This is a genomic window from Pseudomonas bharatica CSV86, assembly GCF_000319305.2.
Lineage (GTDB): Bacteria > Pseudomonadota > Gammaproteobacteria > Pseudomonadales > Pseudomonadaceae > Aquipseudomonas > Aquipseudomonas bharatica.
Window position 1 is genome coordinate 2,583,890 of record NZ_AMWJ02000001.1, and the last position, 19,045, is coordinate 2,602,934.

17 protein-coding genes and 3 pseudogenes are annotated in these 19,045 nt (G+C 64.3%); 3 read left to right on the top strand and 17 right to left on the bottom strand.

The genetic code is table 11. The annotated features are described in order from the left end of the window. Position 1: 1 nt before the first annotated feature. Together CSV86_RS11580 and CSV86_RS11585 are read right to left on the bottom strand one after the other, a co-directional pair. Positions 2–169, bottom strand: a complete 168-nt coding sequence (locus tag CSV86_RS11580; protein WP_009402190.1) for a hypothetical protein — start codon at positions 167–169, stop codon at positions 2–4. A gap of 150 nt (positions 170–319) precedes the next feature. Further along, positions 320–823, bottom strand: a pseudogene (locus CSV86_RS11585) (DUF4142 domain-containing protein); the annotation flags it as partial. A gap of 148 nt (positions 824–971) precedes the next feature. Between CSV86_RS11585 and CSV86_RS11590 the strand changes: the two are divergent. From CSV86_RS11590 to CSV86_RS31900, 3 genes are all read left to right on the top strand, one after another. Then, positions 972–1,598 (top strand): helix-turn-helix transcriptional regulator, encoded by a 627-nt coding sequence (locus CSV86_RS11590; protein ID WP_009402194.1) that lies wholly within the window; start codon positions 972–974, stop codon positions 1,596–1,598. A 194-nt stretch (positions 1,599–1,792) separates the two neighbouring features. Next, positions 1,793–2,767 (top strand): aminotransferase class I/II-fold pyridoxal phosphate-dependent enzyme, encoded by a 975-nt coding sequence (locus CSV86_RS11595; protein WP_240160415.1) that lies wholly within the window; start codon positions 1,793–1,795, stop codon positions 2,765–2,767. Continuing rightward, the gene (locus CSV86_RS31900; RefSeq protein ID WP_240160416.1) at positions 2,764–2,910 is read left to right on the top strand and encodes a hypothetical protein; all 147 of its coding nucleotides are present in this window, start codon (positions 2,764–2,766) and stop codon (positions 2,908–2,910) included. The genes CSV86_RS11595 and CSV86_RS31900 overlap by 4 nt, the downstream gene beginning before the upstream one ends. A gap of 45 nt (positions 2,911–2,955) precedes the next feature. Here CSV86_RS31900 and CSV86_RS11600 read toward each other — a convergent pair. From CSV86_RS11600 to CSV86_RS11665, 15 genes and pseudogenes are all read right to left on the bottom strand, one after another. After that, positions 2,956–3,860 (bottom strand): annotated as a pseudogene (locus tag CSV86_RS11600) (SDR family oxidoreductase). A 100-nt stretch (positions 3,861–3,960) separates the two neighbouring features. Continuing rightward, positions 3,961–4,881, bottom strand: coding sequence for a pyridoxal-phosphate dependent enzyme (locus CSV86_RS11605; protein ID WP_009402201.1), 921 nt, complete (start codon positions 4,879–4,881; stop codon positions 3,961–3,963). Then, positions 4,878–5,675, bottom strand: a complete 798-nt coding sequence (locus CSV86_RS11610; protein WP_009402203.1) for a PhzF family protein — start codon at positions 5,673–5,675, stop codon at positions 4,878–4,880. The genes CSV86_RS11605 and CSV86_RS11610 overlap by 4 nt, the downstream gene beginning before the upstream one ends. A gap of 8 nt (positions 5,676–5,683) precedes the next feature. Next, positions 5,684–6,355 carry a helix-turn-helix transcriptional regulator gene (locus CSV86_RS11615; protein WP_009402205.1) on the bottom strand — a complete coding sequence of 224 codons (672 nt, stop codon included), beginning with the start codon at positions 6,353–6,355 and terminating at the stop codon, positions 5,684–5,686. Positions 6,356–6,628: 273 nt separating this feature from the next. Further along, positions 6,629–7,569, bottom strand: a pseudogene (locus CSV86_RS11620) (peptidylprolyl isomerase). Further along, complete coding sequence (locus CSV86_RS11625) at positions 7,566–8,030, bottom strand: YbjN domain-containing protein (protein ID WP_009402208.1); 465 nt, start codon at positions 8,028–8,030, stop codon at positions 7,566–7,568. The pseudogene CSV86_RS11620 and the gene CSV86_RS11625 overlap by 4 nt, the downstream one beginning before the upstream one ends. A gap of 116 nt (positions 8,031–8,146) precedes the next feature. Continuing rightward, complete coding sequence (locus CSV86_RS11630) at positions 8,147–9,319, bottom strand: EAL domain-containing response regulator (RefSeq protein ID WP_051032715.1); 1,173 nt, start codon at positions 9,317–9,319, stop codon at positions 8,147–8,149. Positions 9,320–9,445: 126 nt separating this feature from the next. Continuing rightward, entirely contained in the window at positions 9,446–10,315 is an 870-nt protein-coding gene (locus CSV86_RS11635; protein ID WP_170394598.1) for a response regulator, read from the bottom strand. A gap of 38 nt (positions 10,316–10,353) precedes the next feature. Then, positions 10,354–13,035 carry a transporter substrate-binding domain-containing protein gene (locus CSV86_RS11640; RefSeq protein ID WP_170394601.1) on the bottom strand — a complete coding sequence of 894 codons (2,682 nt, stop codon included), beginning with the start codon at positions 13,033–13,035 and terminating at the stop codon, positions 10,354–10,356. 40 nt (positions 13,036–13,075) lie between these two features. Further along, the gene (locus CSV86_RS11645) at positions 13,076–13,702 is read right to left on the bottom strand and encodes a response regulator transcription factor (protein WP_009402213.1); all 627 of its coding nucleotides are present in this window, start codon (positions 13,700–13,702) and stop codon (positions 13,076–13,078) included. Positions 13,703–13,874: 172 nt separating this feature from the next. Beyond that, entirely contained in the window at positions 13,875–14,606 is a 732-nt protein-coding gene (locus CSV86_RS11650) for a hypothetical protein (protein ID WP_009402215.1), read from the bottom strand. 19 nt (positions 14,607–14,625) lie between these two features. Continuing rightward, a complete protein-coding gene (locus CSV86_RS11655) occupies positions 14,626–15,822 on the bottom strand; it encodes a hypothetical protein (protein WP_009402217.1) in 1,197 nt (398 codons plus the stop codon). Further along, on the bottom strand, positions 15,822–18,026 hold the full coding sequence (locus CSV86_RS11660; RefSeq protein ID WP_311985813.1) for a TcfC E-set like domain-containing protein: 2,205 nt from the start codon (positions 18,024–18,026) through the stop codon (positions 15,822–15,824). The genes CSV86_RS11655 and CSV86_RS11660 overlap by 1 nt, the downstream gene beginning before the upstream one ends. Further along, a complete protein-coding gene (locus CSV86_RS33015) occupies positions 17,954–18,367 on the bottom strand; it encodes a hypothetical protein (protein WP_311985814.1) in 414 nt (137 codons plus the stop codon). The genes CSV86_RS11660 and CSV86_RS33015 overlap by 73 nt, the downstream gene beginning before the upstream one ends. A 101-nt stretch (positions 18,368–18,468) precedes the next feature. Then, positions 18,469–18,951 carry a CS1 type fimbrial major subunit gene (locus CSV86_RS11665; RefSeq protein ID WP_009402219.1) on the bottom strand — a complete coding sequence of 161 codons (483 nt, stop codon included), beginning with the start codon at positions 18,949–18,951 and terminating at the stop codon, positions 18,469–18,471. Positions 18,952–19,045 lie beyond the last annotated feature (94 nt).

A 19,045-nucleotide genomic window follows, 5' to 3' on the forward strand; every position in this document is an offset into this window, starting at 1 on the left:
GCTAGGCTCCGGACTCGGGGTCACTGGCCGGCACGCCCCTGGGTTCGTCCTGCTCGTCGCCAAGCGAGGGGTCGGCGTCCGGATCCGGTGCCTTGTCGTGCTCGTCGGGAATCTCGACCTGCGGTCTCGACGGTTCCAACTGGCCGGGTGGCATGTCGTGATCGGGCATGCGGGTTCTCCTGAAAAAAAGGGCCGCAAAGCGGCCCTTGGTAGCTTAAGGCTTGGTCGTTTCCGAGTGGTCTTTAGGGGTGGTCGGAACGCCGCCTGGGCCAGGCACCACCGGATCGGTCGCATCGCGGGTGGTCGCCCCCGAGCCTACCGAGCTGCCGCCATGGGCGGCGGCCAGCTGGCGGGCTTTTTCCAGGTGGGCTTTCAGGGTTGGCAGGGTCTCGGCGGCGAATGCCTTCAGTTCCGCGTCCTTGCCATCCTTCGCGTAGTCATCGAACAGCTTGATGGTCGCTTCATGGGCGTTGACCTGGTTGTTGGCATAGGCCTGGTCGAACGACTTGGCGCCGCGCAGTTCCAGGATCATGGCCTTGGCCTTGTCGATCAGGTCAGCGTCGCTCGACACTTCAAGCTTCTTGCTCGCTGCCAGGGATTTCAGCTTCTCGTTGGCCGCGCCGTGGTCCTTAAGCATCATCGCCGCAAAGGACTTCACATCCGCTGCGGTGCCTTTTTCCTGGGCCAGCTTGGCCGCTTCCACCTCGGCGACGCCCTTGGCCGAGGCGTCCTCGACGAAGTCATCGGCATCCTGGGCGGCATGCACCGCGCCCGCCAGGGTGAAGGCCAGGGCAAAGCCCGCGCTACGCAACAGTGTATTCATCGTTGAATCCTCGCTTCAGTTCCGGTTCTGGTGTTGCAACCTGTTTAGGTGTCGCTAACTGTTCTGAGCCGAAGGCTTGGCCCGAGGTTCATCTTTTTTGCCCGGGGGCTATGATGGTTGCCCTTTTTGCACACGCCACCGTCCCCCCATGAAGAAACTGGACAACTACAAGACCATCGCCGACTGCATCGCCACCCTGCTGTTCCCCCACGCAGAGGTGATCGTTCACGACCTGGCCAGCCAGACGGTGGTGCATATCGCCAACAACTTCTCCAAGCGCCAGCTTGGCGACGATTCGGCGCTGGACGAACTGCCCGGTGACTTTGACCAGGCGTCCAGTCTCGGCCCCTATGAAAAGCTCAACTGGAACGGCCAGAAAATCCGCTCCATCACCAGTGTGCTGCGCGATGAGGCGGGCAAGGCCGAGGCCTTGTTGTGCATCAACCTGAATTTCTCGGTGCTGGACCAGGCCCGCGAGGCGCTGAACGCCTTTTTCCAGGTCAGTCGCCTGCTGCCCCAGCCGGAAGCGCTGTTCCGCGACGACTGGCAGGAGCGCATCAACACCTTTCTCCACGCCTGGCTCGCCGAGCGCCAGCTATCGCTGAGCCTCCTGGGGATGAAGGACAAGCGCGCGCTGGTCGAAGCCCTATATGCCGAAGGGGCTTTCGAGGGGCGCAGCGCTGCCGACTACGTGGCCAGCGTTCTGGGCCTGGGTCGGGCGACGGTGTTCAAATGGGTCAAGCTTCTGCGTGAGCAGGTTCCTATAACTCGTTGATTTGCAGGGGCCCTGTGGGAGCGGGTTCACCCGCGATTGCTGTGGTGAATTCACGATCGCAATCGCGGGTGAACCCGCTCCCACAGGATACGCGTTGTTCTTTCGAAGAGACTTGCTGTCTACGGTAGACTTTAAGGCTATAAATAGCTTTGCCCGGGTCCTACCAATCTGCTTCAAGAAAGCGAGACAACCTTATGAAGATCAAGGAATTTGGCGTCGAGATCTGGATGAACGCCTATGAGACCCAGTGCCGCTACAACCTGGCGGAGACCTGCGTCGACTCCATAACCATCGGCCAGTTGCTGGAGTTCGGCGGCAAGACCGGGACCATCCTCGGCGAATTGCTGCCGATGAAAATGACCTACGGCGCCATCGAAGGCTCGGAGCGCCTGCGCGACCTGATCGCTTCGCTCTACGACAATCAGCAACGGCACAACGTGATCGTCACCCACGGCGCCATCGGCGCCAACGCACTGGTCTATGAAACCCTGGTGGAGCCTGGCGACCATGTGGTGTCGGTCGCACCCACCTACCAGCAGCACTATTCGATTCCGCAGAGCTACGGTGCCGAGGTGTCGATCCTGCGCCTGCGCGAAGAAAACGCTTTCCTTCCGGATCCCGACGAGTTGCGCGGTATGGTCAGGGCCAATACCAAGGTCATCGCCCTGAACAATCCGAACAACCCGACCGGTTCGCTGATGGGCCGGGCGCTGCTCGAAGAGGTCGTCGAGATCGCCCGCTCGGTGGACGCCTGGCTCCTGTGCGACGAGGTCTATCGCGGTACCGATCAGCATGGCGCTGGTTTCACCGTATCGATCGCCGACCTGTACGAGAAAGGCATCAGTACCGAGCATGTCCAAGACCTACTCCCTGGCGGGGCTGCGCCTGGGCTGGATCGTCGCGCCGCAGGCGCTGATCCATGCCGTGTCGATCCATCGCGACTACAACACGATCAGCGTCGGCATGCTCGACGATCACTTCGCCTGCATCGCCCTGGAAAAACCGCCGGCACATTCTCGATCGCGCCCACGCCATTACCCGGGAGAACCTGGCGCTGCTGGAAGCCTGGGTGGAGAAAGAGCCGCGGGTGTCCTGGGTCAAGCCCAGTGCCGGCACCACTGCCCTGCTCAAGATCGACGTGGACATGCCGTCACGAGCGTTCTGCGTGAAGCTGCTGGAGACCAAGGGGGTGATGTTCACACCGGGCAGTGCCCTGGATATCGAGGGGTATGTGCGCATTGGCTTTGCCAATGATCGACAGGTGATGGAGCAAGGGCTGGCGCTGGTATCGGAGTTCCTCCGGGAAATCTGAGCCATCGGGTTCCAGGACCGCCAGGCGGCCCTGGAACCGTCCGCCTCACGGCAACGGATTGCCCCCGGTCACCCGAACACCTCCCCGGTGATATAGCTCGACTCCTGCGACGCCAGCAGCACGTACAAGGGGGCGCATTCGGCCGGCTGGCCGGGCCGTTTCATCGGCACCTGCTCGCCGAAATGCGGGATCTTTTCCGCAGGCTGGCCGCCGCTGGGCTGCAGCACCGTCCAGATCGGCCCAGGCGCTACCGCATTGACCCGGATACCGCGCTCGACCACCTGCTTGGCCAGGGCCTTGGTGAAGGCGACGATGGCCGCCTTGGTCGTCGCGTAGTCCAGCAGCGTCGCCGAAGGCTGGTAGGACTGGATCGACGCAGTGTTGATGATGGTCGCCCCCGCCGGCATCAAGGGCACGGCCGCCTGGCAAAGCCAGAACAGTGCGTAGACATTGGTCTTCATGGTCGCGTCGAACTGCTCGCTGCTGACCTGCCCTACGTCCTTGCGCGCCACCTGCTTGCCTGCCACGTTGACCAGGATGTCCAGGCCGCCCAGTTGCTCATGGGCCTGGTCCACCAGGCTCTTGCAGAACTGCTCGTCCTTGAGGTCGCCGGGAATGGCGACGGCGCGACGGCCTTCCGCTTCGATCAGCTTGACCACTTCCCTCGCGTCGGCCTGTTCGACCGGCAGGTAATTGAGCGCGATATCCGCACCCTCGCGGGCAAAGGCAATGGCCACCGCGCGCCCGATGCCCGAGTCGGCACCGGTGATCAGCGCCCTGCGCCCGGCCAGGCGGCCGAAGCCCTTGTAGGTCGCCTCGCCGTGGTCCGGTTCGGGATTCATCTTCGCATCCAGCCCCGGCGCCGGCTGCCCCTGGGCCGGAAACGGCGGCTGCGGGTATTGGGTCAGCGGGTTTTGCATGCTGAACTGATCGTGTTTTTTCGTCGACATCGGAACACCTCCACGGAACGGAAAACGTCAGGCTCGTGGAGGTGAGAGCGAATGCGGCCGGGGAAGGTTTGTCCGGGCCGGGATCAGTACCGACAGGCGGTCAGTCCGCGGTTTTGCGCCATTCGCGGATCTGCTCGATGGATGCCGTGACGCCGCCGCAGACCACCACCAGCACGCGCCGATACCGGCGTAGCGCTTCGCTTGGGGCATAGGCCAGGGCCAGGGCGGCGCCACAGGCCGGTTCGACCAGCACGCGATGATCGGAGAGGAAGCGCTCGCAGGCATCCAGCGCCTGAACGTCGCTGACCACGTGGCTGATCACGTTCATCTGCTGGCTGATCCGGAACGCCTCGTCGCACACCCGCTTGGCACCAAGGCTGGTGGCTACGGACGTGACGCAGTCGATGCTGACCAGTTCGCCCTTGTCCATGGCCGCAGCAAGGGATGCAGCGCCGCGGGTTTCCACCGCGAAAACCGGCACATCGGACCAGCCATTGCGCCGCAATCCTTCACCGACGCCCGACAGCAGGCCGCCGCCGCCGACCGCCACGACCACGGCATCGGGCTTCACCCCGGCCTTCGCCACTTCATCCACCAGGCTGGCATGCCCCTGCCAGAGCAGCGGGTCGTCGAACGGATGGATGAAGGCATCATCGGCGCCCACCAGCGACAGGGCCAGTTCATTGGCCTCCTGCCACAGCTTGCCGTGGACGATCACCTCGGCGTTTTCCTGGCGGATCAACCGGCGCGCACGTTCGGTGGTGGTTTGCGGTACGACCACGGTGACCGGCAAACCCAGGCAGCGCCCGGCGTAGGCCACGGCGATCCCGGCATTGCCGCCCGATGAGGAGACGAAGCGGCGCTTGCCCTGGCGGGCAAAATGCTCGCAGGCCAGGCCGATGCCGCGCAGCTTGAACGACCCGCAAGGCTGCAAGGCGTCCATTTTCAACCAGATCTGCTGCCCGTTCGCCAGGCTCAATGACCGCGATTCCAGCAACGGCGTATCGATATGCAAGCTCATTCGGTCGCTCCCAGGTACAAGGTGCCGCGCATGTACAGCGCGCCCCGTCCACTGATGATGATCCGACCGTTGCCCGGCAACTCGCAGTGCAACTGCCCCTGGCGTGCCCCGCCCTGGCGGGCGTTCAGGCGGGTCTTGCCCAGGCGCTGCGACCAGTAGGTCGCCAGCGAGGTATGGGCCGAGCCGGTTACCGGGTCTTCGTTGACCCCGACCTGCGGCCCGAACCAGCGCGAGACGAAATCGAATTCGCCCACCCCCGGCGCGGTCACGGCTACACCCCGTACGTCATGACGGCTCAGCGCCGCGAAGTCCGGTTGCAGTCCTTCGACCACCTCGGCGCTGGCCACCACGGCGATGTAGTCGTCGCTGCGGTGCAGTTCCAGAATCTCGCAGCCCAGGGCCTCGGCCAGCCCCTCCGGCAGTGGCGCCGGTTGCGGATGCTTGAGCGGGAAGTCCAGCGCCAGGCGCTCGCCGTCACGGCTGACGCGCAATTCGCCGCTGCGCGTGAAGAAGCGCAGGGTCTGCTCGGTGGCGCCGAGTTCGTTGAAGAGCACCCAGGCCGAGGCCAGCGTGGCATGGCCGCACAGGTCCACTTCCGTACCCGGGGTGAACCATCGCAGCCGGTAGCCCTCGCCCTCGGCGACGAGGTAGGCGGTCTCCGAGAGGTTGTTTTCCTCGGCGATGCGCTGCAGGGTCGCGTCGTCCAGCCAGTGCTGGAGCGGGCACACCGCTGCCGGGTTGCCGCCAAAGATGCCGTCGCTGAAGGCATCGACCTGATAGATCGGAAGTTGCATGGGATTCCTCATCCGTTGCGGATTTCTTCGAGATAGTTGTAGACCGTATAGCGGCTCACCCCGAGGGCTGCGGCGGCCTTCTCCACCGCACCCTTGACGATGAACAGGCCGCCGTCGTGCATCTGGCGCACCGCTTCGAGCTTCTGCGCCTTTCCAAAACGTACGCCGCGGGCGCGGGCGTCCTGCAGGGCGCCGTCGATGATGCGGGTCATCAGCTGTTCCAGGTCAGGGGTTTGTGCTGGGGGCTGGGCAGGTTCCTCGGCGGTAGCCAGCAATTGCTCCAGGCAGGCCTGAGCAGCGGCGATGCCGCTCAGATCGGTGTTGACGCACAGGCTGGCGAAGGGCTCGCCGGCAGCATCACGGAAAACCACGGTGGCGCTGCGAAAGGCTTTGCCGTCGTGGCCCAGGGTCGGGTAATTGCCGATCACCACCGGGGCCTGGCTGCCCTTTTCCAGGGCGGCGTGGAGCACGGCGTCGAAACCGCGGTCATGGCGAGGTCCGGCCAGGATCGGACTGCCCACCTGACGGCCGCTGAGATGACCATTGACGATGGCCAGCACCGAGTGTTCAGGGCGCGTCAGGTCGTGCAGGACCACCTCGGTGTTACGGCCCAGTACGGTGCCAAGCATGCGCACCGTGGCATGGAGGACGTTGAGGACCAGTTGGCGTTCTGAGGGCATGAGGAAGGTGTCCGTTGCAGGCGGACAGGGAAAATATCAACACGGAGTTGATATTTCAACAAAAGGCCAGTTTTTCATCTGCATTTGTTTTGCCTGGACCGGCCTCATCGCTGGCAAGCCAGCTCCCACAGGGTCTTGCGTGCGCTGCTGGACCTGTGGGAGCTGGCTTGCCAGCGATGAGGCCCTCGAATACAAAAACAGGCGTTGGCGGCCGTCATCGCCGGCAACGCCTGCTGCGCATGCACTACCGCCCCCTGTGGGGGACTGTGAGGCCTACTTCTCTGCCTCGACCACCTGGTTCAGCACCTTGCCGTCGATGGTCAGCGACGCAGTGTTGAACATGCCTGCGACGTAGTCCTTTGCCGCCTGCTCCTGGCGCTGGGCACGCAGGGCATCGCGCAGTTGCGCGCGCATCTCGTCGAAGGTGGCGGTACGCGCCGGCATTTGCTCGGTGAGCTTGATGATATGCAGGCCCAACGAGCTTTGCAGCGGCTCGCTGACACTGCCCACCTTCATTTTCGCCACCGTGCCGCGCACTTCCGGCAACAACTGGTTCAAAGGTTGCAGGCCGGTATCACCACCGCGGGTGTTGCTACCGGCGTCCTGCGAGTAGGACCGCGCCAGTTCGGCGAAGTCGGCATCGCCGGCCTGGGCCCGCTTGGCCAGGGACAGGGCCTGCTTGCGCACCGATTCCAGGGCGTTTTCATCCGGCACGGCAAGGAAGATCTGGCTGACGCGGTACAGCGCCGGCACCTGGAAGCCCGCCTTGCCGTTTTCGTAGGCCTGTTTCAGCTCCTCGTCGCTGGGATAGTCCTGTGGCACCGCGGTCACGCTGTTGAGGTAGCTACGCAGCACGATCTGCTCGGTCGCGGCGCGGGTCTGGGCTTGCACTTCCGGACGCTTGGACCAGCCTTTGGCTTCGGCCTGCTGGTACAGGGCCTTTTCCGCGAGCCGGGCGCGAATCCAGGTTTCCAGGGCCGGCCGGTCGTTGCTCAGTTGCTGACGCGCTTGTACCGGCAATTGTGCGAACAATGCCTTGAGCTCCTCGGCGTCGATCTTCTGTTCACCTAGACTGGCCAGCTCGGTGCCGCCCTGCCCTGCTTCAGGTACCGCGCGACTGGCCGCGACCGGGTCGGTACCGGGCGCAGCGCCAGCCCCACTGCCAGTGCCAGGACGGCCAGGGCCCCGACTCCGGCCCAGAGCTTGCGGCTCACGACGCGCTGGCCGTTTCGGCGGCGGCCTGGGTGGCAGCAGCGTTGCGGCTGAAGTCACGCAGGTAGGTGACGAACTCCTGCAGTACGCGGTCCCACAGCAGCAACGAGCCCGCCAGATGCTGCGCACTCACGCCGTCGGCGACCACCACGTCCTGCTCCAGGACCAGGAACTCACCCTGGACCGACAGGCGCGAGAAGCGACGGGAATAGTTCCATTGGTTGGCCAGGTTTTCCGGCAGTTCGCCTTGTACGCGCAAGGCGCAGCTGAAGGTGAAGTCGAGGAACTCGCCCGTTTCCTTGCCCTGGTTGCCGAAGCGCACCGAGTAACCGATGCCCTGGCTTGCGGTCTGCAACTGCACGACCTGGTTCTGTTCGATGCGATTGACCCGGCACCCCGCGTCCTGCAGCAAGGTGGTCAGGGAATCGGCGGTTACGAACTGGATCAGGGTGGTTTCAGTCATGAATCAACTTCCTTGTGCGGTTAATGGTTTGAACTGCAAGGCAAAATTTGTAGCACATTGATAGTAGTCGGTATAGCGCGTACGCAAACCTTCCCTGCGCCGATCCAGGCTGCCGTTCATCCATTTCGTGGGCCATCGCCCAAGCGCCTGAGCAATCCGTCCTCGGTCAGCAACGGCGCGAAATAGCGCCCCTGGCCCTGAAGGCAGCCCATTTCCATCAGTAGCAGATGCTGTTCGGCGCTCTCCACGCCGGTCACGGTGATTCCCAGGCCCAGCCTGCCGGCCATATTCAAAGAGGCCCTGAGGACAGCACGATGGCGCGGGTGGTTTTCCAATTCGTGCATGAACCAGGCTGAGGTCCTGATCTCGTTGAACGGCAATTGGCACAGGCGCTGCAGCGAGCCGGCGCGGGTACCGAACTCGCCCAGCACCAGTGCGCAACCGAGCAGGCGCAAGCGAACCAGGCCTTCGACGTGAATCATCGAGGGCTCCGCCGGGCCATCGAACACCAGTTCGAAACCGATACCCTGCCCCATCGAGCGCTGGAACTGCATCAGCGACTTGATCCTGCGGGTCAGGCTGCGATTGCCCAGTTGCTTCAGGTGCAGGGCGAAGCACATGCGCAGTACCTGGCCGCGCGACATCAAGGCCCGTTGCAGTTCCAGGCCTTGTTCAAGCAACACCACCAGCAGGTCGTCGAGCAGGCCGCAGTGCTCGACCATCGGCAGGAAGCGGTTTTGCGCCAGTGTGCCGAGGTTCGGGTGCTGCCACTGGGCAATCACGTCGACGCCGCGAATCTCGCCGTTGCCCAGATCACAGCGCGGCAGGTAGCAGGCGACGAACTCGTTGTACGACAGGCCGCGGCGAATATCCGCCTCGCTGATGCGCGCTGCCCGCTGCGGCGCAGGCAGGGAAAGCACGACGGGCTGGCGGCCGAGGTCCAGGGCCTGGCGCATGCTGCCCAGTTGCAGCGGCTTGCCGACATCGCCAAGAAAGGCCAGGCCCAGGCCGTTGACCAGTTGTGCCATGGCCCGACGTACTTCCGGGTGCAGGCCGCTGCTGACGATCACCCCGCCGATCAGCGCCGCCTGCGCTGCGCGATGGATGAATTCGAGGCCGTCCATGCCCTCCATGCGCACATCGCAGACCACCAGGTCGACCCGTCCGATGCGCTCGAGCAAGGCCAGGGCCTCGCCACCGCCGCAGGCTTCGAAGATCTCCCGGCACCCCAGCTGGCCAAGGATCTTCACTGCAATGGCGCGTTGGAACGACTGGTTTTCTAGAATCAAGACACTCAATGACTTGGCAGGCACATCCACTTTCCTCACAAAGGTCCCAGGCCTCATGGTGCTACCGCTTCGCTGCGTTTGAATCAGGCGGCTTCCCGGCAGCAGCCGGAAATTTCCTGCGTGCGCTTACGCCTGGCACACCTGTTCCAGGCGCTGGCCAAGGCTGGTCATGGCCAGGCGCAGGTCGTCCACCAACGGATCGATGGGCTGGACCGGGCGCTGGCCGTTGACCGCCTGCTCGATGTTCTCGCAGGCGCGCAGCAGACGGCGGGCCTTGATGATCCGTGCGCCGCCCTTGACCCGGTGCACCAGGTCGGCCAGCCCGCCGAGGTCGTCAGGGTGCAGCTGGACCAGGCGGGCAAGGTCGTCACGGTTGCTGACCAGCAGATCGCGCAGCAGGTCCCTGATCGCCTGGTCGTCACCGCCCGTAAGCTGGCGCAGGCCCGACAGGTCGTGGCCTGCTCCCAGTCCGCCTTCGGCACCGGGTTCGACGGTCCGCCGGCCCCTGGCACAAGGTGCCAGCCTGGCGGCCAGTTCCGTGAGATCGAGTGGTTTGAACAGGCAATCGTCCATCCCCGCCTGCCGGCAGCGCAGACGTTCCTCCGCCTGTGCGTTGGCGGTACAGCCCAGCAGCAGCGCGGCCGGCCTGGCCTTGCGCCGCTGGTCCTGGCGAATCGCCCTGACCAGGGCGTAGCCGTTCATGCCAGGCATGTTGCAGTCGGTGATCAGCACATCGAAGTGCTGGCGCAACCAGGTGCGCAAGCCTTCGTGGCCGTCGGCTGCGGTGGCCACGCGGTGACCGAGGTAGCTCAATTGCTGTTGCAGCAACAGGCGGTTGGGTGGGTAGTCGTCCACCACCAGAATATCCAGCGCGGCCATTTCCCCGGCCTCGGGCTGCGGCAGGCTGGCCAGCACCGCCGGGCAAGGCTTCAGGCGCGGCAGGTCGAGATGCAAGCGCGCCTGCGTGCCGACGCCAAGGGTGCTGCACAGCTGCATCTCGCCGCCCATCATGGCGCACAGCGCATGGCTGATGCTCAGGCCCAGCCCGATCCGCTGCGCGCGCCCTGCTGGTTGTTGCTGGCCTGGCGGAACGGACGCCCCAGTTGCTCCAGTTCGTCGGCCGGAATGCCGACCCCGGTATCTTCCACCGAAAGGTGCAGGCCAACCCGTTCGCCGCCGATGTCCAGGGCCAGGCTTACGCAGACCTGGCCCTCGTCGGTGAACTTGATCGCATTGCTGATCAGGTTTGAGAGTATCTGCTTGAAACGCAGCGGATCGAGCAATACCTGCACCGGCCCCTGGCCGTCCATGTCCAGCTTCAATTGCAGGCGTTTTTGCCGGGCCTGGCCCTCGAACAGGCGTACCGTGCTTTCCACTTCGCGATACAGGTCGACCTGCTGCGGTGACAGGGTCAGATGGCCCGACTCGATCCGCGTGATGTCGAGAATGTCACCGACCAGGTCACGCAACCCACGTGCCGCGCCGGAAGCGACCTCCAGGGCCAGGCGGTCGAGAACGCCCTCGTCGGACTTGCGCAGCGCCAGCTCCAGCATGCCCAGCAAGGCATTGAGCGGATTGCGGATTTCGTGGCTCATGGTCGCCAGGAAGTTGGTCTTGGCCCGGTTGGCCGCCTCCGCCTCGTCCTTGGCCACTTGCAGTGCATCGTAAAGTTGCTGGCGCTCGGAGATATCGATCCAGCCACCGATCAATCCGTTGACCTCGCCGTCGCTGCCGCGATACGGCAGCATCCAGTGGTAGATGGTGATGCGCCGGCCGCCCAGCACCAGCTCGCGATCCTCGACCACCGCCTCGCCGAGGGCAATGACCTGACGGTAGGCCTCGCGACAATGCCTGGCCTGGGCAGCGCCGATCAGCCATTCCGGCAGTGCCTGATCGATTACCGCCTCGAAGGAAACGCCAAGGGCGTCGAGGTAGCTGACGTTGCAGGTGATCAGATGGCCCTTGCGGTCGCGCACGTAGATCGGGTTGGGCGTGCCGTCGATCATGACCCGCATGAATTCCACCTGCTCGTTCAGCGCCTTCTCCGCCGCCTGGCGCCTGCGCACCTGGCGGCGCAGGCCGCGGATCCAGTACACCGCGAGAAACAACAGGGCCGCGGCCATCAGGAACGTCTGCAGGATCATGCCGCGGTACTTGCGCCAATAGGTGTCGGCGACGATCACCTCGTTGCGCCAGCGATTGGTCAGCTCGTCCATTTCCTGTGGGCTGATGCTCAGCAGTGCCTTGTTCAGGATCGACAGCAGCTGGTGGGCATCGCGCCGGCCGGCGAAGGCGAAATGCAACGCCGGCACCGGCAGCGCGGCACTGATCTGCAACTGTCCGCGGTAAAAGCGCGCGATGCTGTAGCGCGCGCCTATCAGGCTCACTACCGCCCCATGGGCTTCACCGCTGGCGACCCGCTCCAGGGCCTGCAGCGGGCCGTCGTTCCACAGCGGGCGAATACCCGGGTGCTGCTCGCGCAGGTAGTCCTCCAGCACGCTACCCTCGACCAGGGCCAGGCGTTTGCCCTCCAATTGGTCGAGGCTGTCCAGGCGGGTTCCGTCACGGGTTACCAGGACCAGGCTGTTGCTCAGCCAGGAGCGGGTGAAACCCACCTGCTGCTGGCGGCGCTGGCTGAATGGCAGCGCCGCCAGCAGATCGATCTCGTTCGCCTCCAGGCGCCGGGCCATGTCATAGAAACCACCGTTATCGACGATATCGAAGGCCAGTCCGCTGCGCTGGGCGATGAGGTCCAGCAGGTCGGCCGTGATACCGCGAAACGTACCGTTGTCGTCGCGGTAGCTGATTGGCAGGAACTGGTCGTCGATGGCCACCCTGACCCGCGGATTGCGGCGCAGCCAGTCCTGCTCGGCGAGGGTCAGGTCCAGTTGCTCGCGCTCGATGAACTCGCTGGTGCCGGCGTTCCAGCGTTGCAGGATGTCCAGGCGGGTCAGTTCGGGAATCTGGGCCAGCGCCTGGTTGACCAGATCCTTCAGGCGCCGGTTCGCGGGGTTCAGGGCAAAACCGTAATGGCCATCCTGAAAGGGGTCGGCCGGCGTAAGCTGCAACTGGTTCAGGTAGCTCTTGTGCAGCAGGTAGCGGGTGCCCAGGGCGTCGCCCAGAAACACGTCGGCCTGACCGAAGGCCACGGCGCCCAGGGCGTTGAGCATCGATGGGTAGAAGGTTGGCAACGCCTGGGGGAACAGCTCGCGCACATGCGCCTCGGACAGATAGCCTTCGCGCAGGGCCAGGCGCACGCCGGGTTTGCGCAGGTCCGGGGCAGCGTCGCTATCGCTGCGACTGGCCAGCATGGGCCGGTTCTCCGCATAAGGGCGTGACAGCAACAGACCGCTGCGCGCTGCCTCGTCGGCATTGGCGGTGCCGAGCAGGTCGATTTCGCCGCGGTTTAGCGCATCCAGGGCGGCGCTTCGGCTGGCATAGCGGCGTACACGTATCTCCACGCCGAGCAGTTCTCCCAGCAGGCCGGCATAGTCGGCGGTCAGGCCCTCGTAATCGCGTCCGGTGGTGGTGATATCGAACGGCACCCAGTCCGGACGGCTGACGCCCAGCCACAGGGTGCGTCGTGCCCATAGCCACTGTCGATCATCTTCCTCTAGCTGCAAGTGCAGGCCGTCACCGAGGCTGGAGCGGGCCAGCAGGCTCGGCGTTTCACCCCAGGCCAGGGCTGCGCCAAGCCACAGGCAGGGACCGAGCACGAGCAGCCACCTGAGGATGCGTTTTATCGGCCTGCACCCGTCAGATAAGGTCATGACGCCTGGCCAGATCGGCCAGGTCGACCTGGGAATCGACCCGCAGCTTCTCCAGCAGGCGGGTCTTGTAGGTGCTGATCGTCTTGTTGCTGAGCAGCATGGCTTCACCGATCGCCTTGTTGCTCAGGCCACGGGCCAGTTGCTGGAGAATCAGCAACTCGCGATCGGTCAGGCGTTCGATGCGTTGCGACTCGGTGGCCTGGCAGTCGTAGCGGTTAACCGAGCTCAGGGATACCTCGGGAAAGTAGGTGTAGCCGGACATCACCGCCATCACCGCCTTGCGCAACTCGGTCAGGTCGTCATTCTTCGAGACGAAGCCCGAGGCCCCCAGGCGCATGCAGCGCAGGGAGAAGTAACCGGGAACCTGGGAGGTCAATACCAGCATCTTCATGGACATGTTCGCCGCCTTGACCCGGGTGATGATTTCCAGCCCGTCCATGCGTGGAATGGAAATATCGAGAATGGCGATATCCGGTTCGTGCTCACGGATCATGCGCAAGGCATCGACGCCGTTATCGGCCTCGGCAACGATGGTGATGTTCTCCTGGCGCAGCAGCATCCTGACGCTGGCGCGAATGAACGGGTGATCGTCCACGATCATGGCTCTGTACATGAATCCCTCACTTTCTGGCGTGACGTACCTGTCGGCGGGTAATACTGAATGGCAACAAGTCGCAATAGCGTCAAAGTGCCACCACTCTGTGGCGCGCAGTATCGGTTGCCGGACAGGTACATGTGCATCGGACAATTCCCAGCTGATTGCGGGAAATTTCCGATAGCGCGCCTCAACCCTTGATTTCGATGCGTCGCCGCTCTCCTCCCTCGATCAATTCGAAGCGGTACACCCGGCCCGGCGCCCGCGCGAACAGCCGGGATACGCCGGGCCGGATATGGTGCTTGGTGGCTACGGCACATTGCTTGCCGCTGCGATCGCAGTCATTGAAGTGATCGAGCACCACGGTGGCGTTGCCCTGGTTGCTGACCCGGAACTGCGAGTCCAGCTCGGCGATATCCGTGTCGTAGCGGGTTTGCTGGGGACGGATGAACAGCAGCGACCCGTAGCCGGCCAGGATGTTGACCCCGGCCTTGAGTTCCTGCTCGTAGCGCTCGGCCTCTTCATCGCTGATGGCGAAGCCATCGCCGTGCTCGGGCAGCACCGGTACGAAGCGCAGGCGGAAGTAGCGCTCCTGCTCGCGTGCGCCGCGGTAGAGCAGGCGCACGGCCTGCATGCCTCCGGCCGGAACGATCAGCCGGGCCGGGCTGGCGATCAATGGGCGCTCGGCCACGGGCAGGTGTTCATGGGAGATTTCCCGGGCGGGCCCCTGCCCGTCATGGATGACCTCGACCACGCTGACCTTGACGAAGGCGGTGGTGTCGCCCAGGTTGCGCACGCGCTTGAGCAAGGTGCTGGTACCACCGTCGAGGTAGTCGTAGAGACCGCCGACATTGATCTGCGGGCCGGCCTGTACCGTGCCCGCCAGCAAGGCCAGGGCCAGAGTGAACAGCAGGTTTTTCATGAGCGCTCCTGAGCAAAACCTAGAAATCGGCATCGAACACCACCGTGACATCGCCCTCGTAGCGGGCGCCGGGATAGCGGGTCATCTCGCTGACCGCGCTCTTGTCCACCTGGAAATGCAGGCTGCCACCGCGGTTGATTGCCGGTTGCGTGGCGTCCATCTGGATTGCCGTGGCCTCCCCTACCGGCAACGGCAGGCGATTGACCGGCTGGCCGTTATGCAGGATGACGCTGGGCAGGGTCAGCGCGACCTGCACCGGCACCTGGTGGTCGTTGGCGTCGTTGCGGATGGCGCACTGGCCGCCCAACGGGTACTCGCAGCGGGTGTGCACGGTGAACGGCCCCGACGACCAGATGCGCAGCGGCAGGTCGCGGTACAGGCGCTCGGGCAGGCGTTTGTTGTTCAGCCACTGGGTCCAGCCGCCGGGTGGCTCCAGCACCACCCGCTCGGAACCGGCCGGGAAATCGATGACGAAGGCGTGGACCACGTCCAGTTCGAAGTTGATGGTCAGGGTATTGCTATTGAGGTTGCTGACGTCGTTGCCGAAGTCGAAATCGGCGCCCGGGCCCACCTGGTAGGTGACCTGGCCGCGGTACATGCCCTGTTTCATGCGCAGTGGCGACGGGGTCACCAGGCGATAGGCCACGCCGAAGTCCCGGACCGCCACGTTCCGCTCCATACCAGGGTTTCCGGGGCTACCGACGGGATAGCAATAGTCCGGATTCCCGGGGTTTTTCACACTCCACAGGTAAGATGCCCAGGCTCCCGTCCCCAAGGTGTACAGGTAGTTGCAGCCGCCCCGTACATAAAGCGTGTACACCGGGCTGTTGCTGGTCGTTGCAACGTACTGGCTGATGGCGAAGATTTCGAACGTCAACTGGTACGCCTCCCCCGTCAGCTCATGGGTCACCGTCACCGTGCGGCGCCCGGGAACCTTGATGTAGAACAGGTCGCGATGGTCCGGTGCACTGTGAGTGGTCTTCTTGTCATAGGTGAGCGGGATCCCAACGGTTTCCACGCCATTGCAGTAATGCGGCCAGCGCCCGCAGAACGCGGCCTGTGGCGTTGTATTGATGAACTCGTTGCCGCCACCGCGGTACTCGGCCGTGATGGTCACTTCCTCGGCCGTGGCCGGTGCGGGCAATGCGAGCAGCAGCACCAGCAGAGCGAGGCTGATCAACAGGTTTCGGGTCATGGTGGATTGGTTGCAAGGCATCAGGCGTCACCTCCCTGGGCGCGTGGGTCACGGGCAGCGAGGCTGTCGGGCGAGCAGACCTGGTCGCCGGCCAGCACGACGTCGTCCTGGCGCTGGGCACCGGTGTCGAGGCGCAGCAGGCACAGACGCTGGCCGCCCTGGCGGACCTCCAGGGTCGGCGTCGATTCGCTCATTTCGACGGCGAAGAAGCCGTCGGCTTCGCTGACACTGCGGCTGGCATGGTTGATGACCATGGCACCGCGCAGCGGCTGGCCATGGTGGTCGAGCAGCCGCCCCAGCACGGTCACCGTGCGCATTACCCGCAGCGTGCGGTAGTCGACACCGCCACGGTTGAGGTGATAGCTCAGCGATGACGGCTGGATCACCGCCGTCGGTGCGCCTTCACCCTCGAAGTCCAGTTGCACGCTCCCGGACTTGTAGGCACTCACCGGAACGACGTTGCGCCCCGGCCTCAGAAGGCTGGTGTGGCCGTCCATGTCGTCGACCCGCAACTTCAGCTCCGGATAGTCCGATTCCACGTCGACGATCAGCCCCGCTTCGTAAGGCAGGTACTGGCCGCTCAGCGCCGCCTTGCCGCCACCGATGGCCAGGGTGCTTTCCAGGTTGAGCCCGCCGCTCACCTGGTTGTTGTAGGAGGAGTTCTGCACATAGGCGTCGCCATGCAGCGCGCGATTCTCGAACTGCGCGTTGGCAGCCAGACCGACACCGTAGCGGTCGCCGTTGAGGGTCCCGCCGACGCTGCGCAGGGTGCTGCCTTCGATGTCCTGCTGGTAGGTCAGCGACGTGTTCAGGTCACGCCCGCCATCGCGCGAAGTGCGGGTGCCGACACTGCCGGAAATGCGCCGGCCGGGGCCGCCCAGGCTCATGCTCAGGCTGAAATTGACGCCACGGTTGCGTTGGTTGCCGCTGCTGGAGTTGCCCGGGCGGTCGAACAGCGCCACCCGCCAGTTGGCATCCGAGCCCATCACCTGGCCATGATGCGACCAGCCCAGGTCAAGGGCCACGCCGCTGTTGCCGTAGCCTCCGTCGCTGTGGCTCAGGCGCACGGTCGCCGTACTCTGGCGGGTAACGCGCTGGCTTACCGACAGGGATGACTGGCGCATCTCGCGACTGCCGGACTGGTCGGGGTCGCGCCAATACTCCTCGCTGTTCTCATAGCCATCCAGGCGGCGCTGTCGCGGGTATTCGATCCAGGAGCGGTTGTGGCTGAGGACCACACTGCCCGACGCGTGGTGCCACACACCTTGCAGGTCATAGCCATTGCCGCGCTGTTCGGTATGGAACACATTGCCGAACACCTTGAGGCGGTCAAGCGCATCCCAGTCCAGCGAGGTGCCGTACTGCATCTGTCCATCGATGCGCTGGGCCGAGGCCCCGGCCACCAGGCGCGGGTGCAGCAGGTAGTTGGTGATGACACCGGCGGCCAGGCCGCCGTAGTCCTCGTCGTCCCAGTTGCTGAGCAGTTCGCTCTGCTTGCCCAAGTACAGGTTGTAGCGCCAGGGCGAGGCGTTGTTGCTCCAGTTATTGGGCTTGTAGATGAATTCCTCGTTGCGCGAAGTGACCTGACCATCCTCGACCAGGCGCACTTCTACCTCGTAGATGCCCCCCGGCAGCACGCGCGTATCGATGGCCTGCAACCCGGGCTGCACCGGCTGGCTGTTGATCAACTGGCCATTGCGGTAGATCTCGACGATGCCGGGACGGTTGGGGGTGACATAGATGGGCGTGGCGCTGGCCTTGCCGTTGTCGATCGCCAGGCTGTCGCTGCTGCCGTACATCAGGCCCAGAGTGGTGTCCGGACTGTTGCCGAGCAAGCGCGGTTGGCGACTCATGGCCTGGGCGCCGGGGGTGAAATAGCCCAGCCGGAAGAAGTTGTCCTGGTGCACGCGTTCGGCGAACAGTTCGTCGACCCGGTGCCGGGTTTGCGGCCGGTCTTCGTTGCTGCGGTCGACCTGGGCCTCGGCCACGGTGGTCCAGTTGCCGACGCTACCCTGCCCGCGCAGGGCGTAGCGGCCGACGGTTTCCTGGCCGTCGCGGCTGAGGTTGAGCTGGTTGCGCATGATCACGCCCTGGCTGCCTTGTTCGGGCAAGGCGTGCCACGCCGCCTGCTGGTCGCGTTCGGCATTGCGGGTCAGGATCGACAGCTGCGAATTGACCAGGCTGTAGTGCACTGCCACCAGGTCCTGGGGCAGGCCTTGATGCAATTGCCCAACGCCTGCCCGGCCTGCAGTACCTCACCCCAGCGCTGGCGCACGGTTTCCGGTTCGCGGCTTTCGTGGGTTTCGGTGAATTCCAGCAGTTGAACCCGTTCGTCACGGCTCAGTACCACCATGGCTTCGCCGAGCAGGCGACCGTCAAGGTCGATGCGCACGGCAAGGGGTACATCGAAAAAGTGTTCGTCGAATTCCTTCGGCAATCCTTCGGCCTGTCGCAGGATGCCAAGCTGACTGGTATTCCCCGTCTCTTCCCTGGCGCTGACGTCGGTCAGCCAGACGGCGGCCACGCAGCAGCCCACCGCCATTCGTATGGATGTCGCAAGAGACATGTGTGATTGCTCGTCGCGGATGAAAGCATGACCGATCACCCCGGCCCGACATGGGGAGCGCCGGACCGGGGACGATCGGAAAGGGAGGGACTGGCCCGGGTTTACTCGGCAGTGGTCTCGAACATCATGTTCACCACGCCCAGGTAGTTGCCCGGGACGTAGCCTCCGGTACCTGCGGCCTTGGCAGCCACCTCGAAGCCGACGATGGCGCCGGGAGCGGCCAGTTCCTCGCTGATCACCTCGGCGGAGGTGAGGGTCAGGGACTTGCCGGCGACACTGACGTCCAGGCCGATGGTGTCGGCGCCGCTGGTGATGGTCGCCGGGTTGGTCAGGTAGGCCGAGATCGGTCCGGTGGTGCTGCGTACCTGGAGCTGCTTGCGAATCGGTTGCAGGGTTTGCTGGAAGGAGTTCCAGGCCATGTCCTGCGGCTCGTTCATCCAGTTGCCGCCTACCGGCTCGACGTAGAAGCTTTCGGTCGGGATGCTCGCGGTCACGGTGACCTGTTTCTCGATCGGGTCGGCGGCCACGGCGGTACCAGCCGCCATCATCAATGCCAGTGGGAGTGCGAGAACGCTGTATTTCATGACCAATTTCCTTGTTGGGTGGCAAATTTTCCGATCGCCCGGCGAGAGCGCCGGACGGGGCGAATTATTTGCCACCAGGGAAATGGCTTACATC

Coding starts and splice junctions, on each gene's coding strand:
- CSV86_RS11580 (WP_009402190.1), bottom strand. CDS start 169: ATGCCCGATCACGACATGCCACCCGGCCAGTTGGAACCGTCGAGACCG.
- CSV86_RS11590 (WP_009402194.1), top strand. CDS start 972: ATGAAGAAACTGGACAACTACAAGACCATCGCCGACTGCATCGCCACC.
- CSV86_RS11595 (WP_240160415.1), top strand. CDS start 1,793: ATGAAGATCAAGGAATTTGGCGTCGAGATCTGGATGAACGCCTATGAG.
- CSV86_RS11605 (WP_009402201.1), bottom strand. CDS start 4,881: ATGAGCTTGCATATCGATACGCCGTTGCTGGAATCGCGGTCATTGAGC.
- CSV86_RS11610 (WP_009402203.1), bottom strand. CDS start 5,675: ATGCAACTTCCGATCTATCAGGTCGATGCCTTCAGCGACGGCATCTTT.
- CSV86_RS11615 (WP_009402205.1), bottom strand. CDS start 6,355: ATGCCCTCAGAACGCCAACTGGTCCTCAACGTCCTCCATGCCACGGTG.
- CSV86_RS11625 (WP_009402208.1), bottom strand. CDS start 8,030: ATGACTGAAACCACCCTGATCCAGTTCGTAACCGCCGATTCCCTGACC.
- CSV86_RS11635 (WP_170394598.1), bottom strand. CDS start 10,315: ATGCAGCTGTGCAGCACCCTTGGCGTCGGCACGCAGGCGCGCTTGCAT.
- CSV86_RS11645 (WP_009402213.1), bottom strand. CDS start 13,702: ATGTACAGAGCCATGATCGTGGACGATCACCCGTTCATTCGCGCCAGC.
- CSV86_RS11650 (WP_009402215.1), bottom strand. CDS start 14,606: ATGAAAAACCTGCTGTTCACTCTGGCCCTGGCCTTGCTGGCGGGCACG.
- CSV86_RS11655 (WP_009402217.1), bottom strand. CDS start 15,822: ATGCCTTGCAACCAATCCACCATGACCCGAAACCTGTTGATCAGCCTC.
- CSV86_RS33015 (WP_311985814.1), bottom strand. CDS start 18,367: ATGTCTCTTGCGACATCCATACGAATGGCGGTGGGCTGCTGCGTGGCC.
- CSV86_RS11665 (WP_009402219.1), bottom strand. CDS start 18,951: ATGAAATACAGCGTTCTCGCACTCCCACTGGCATTGATGATGGCGGCT.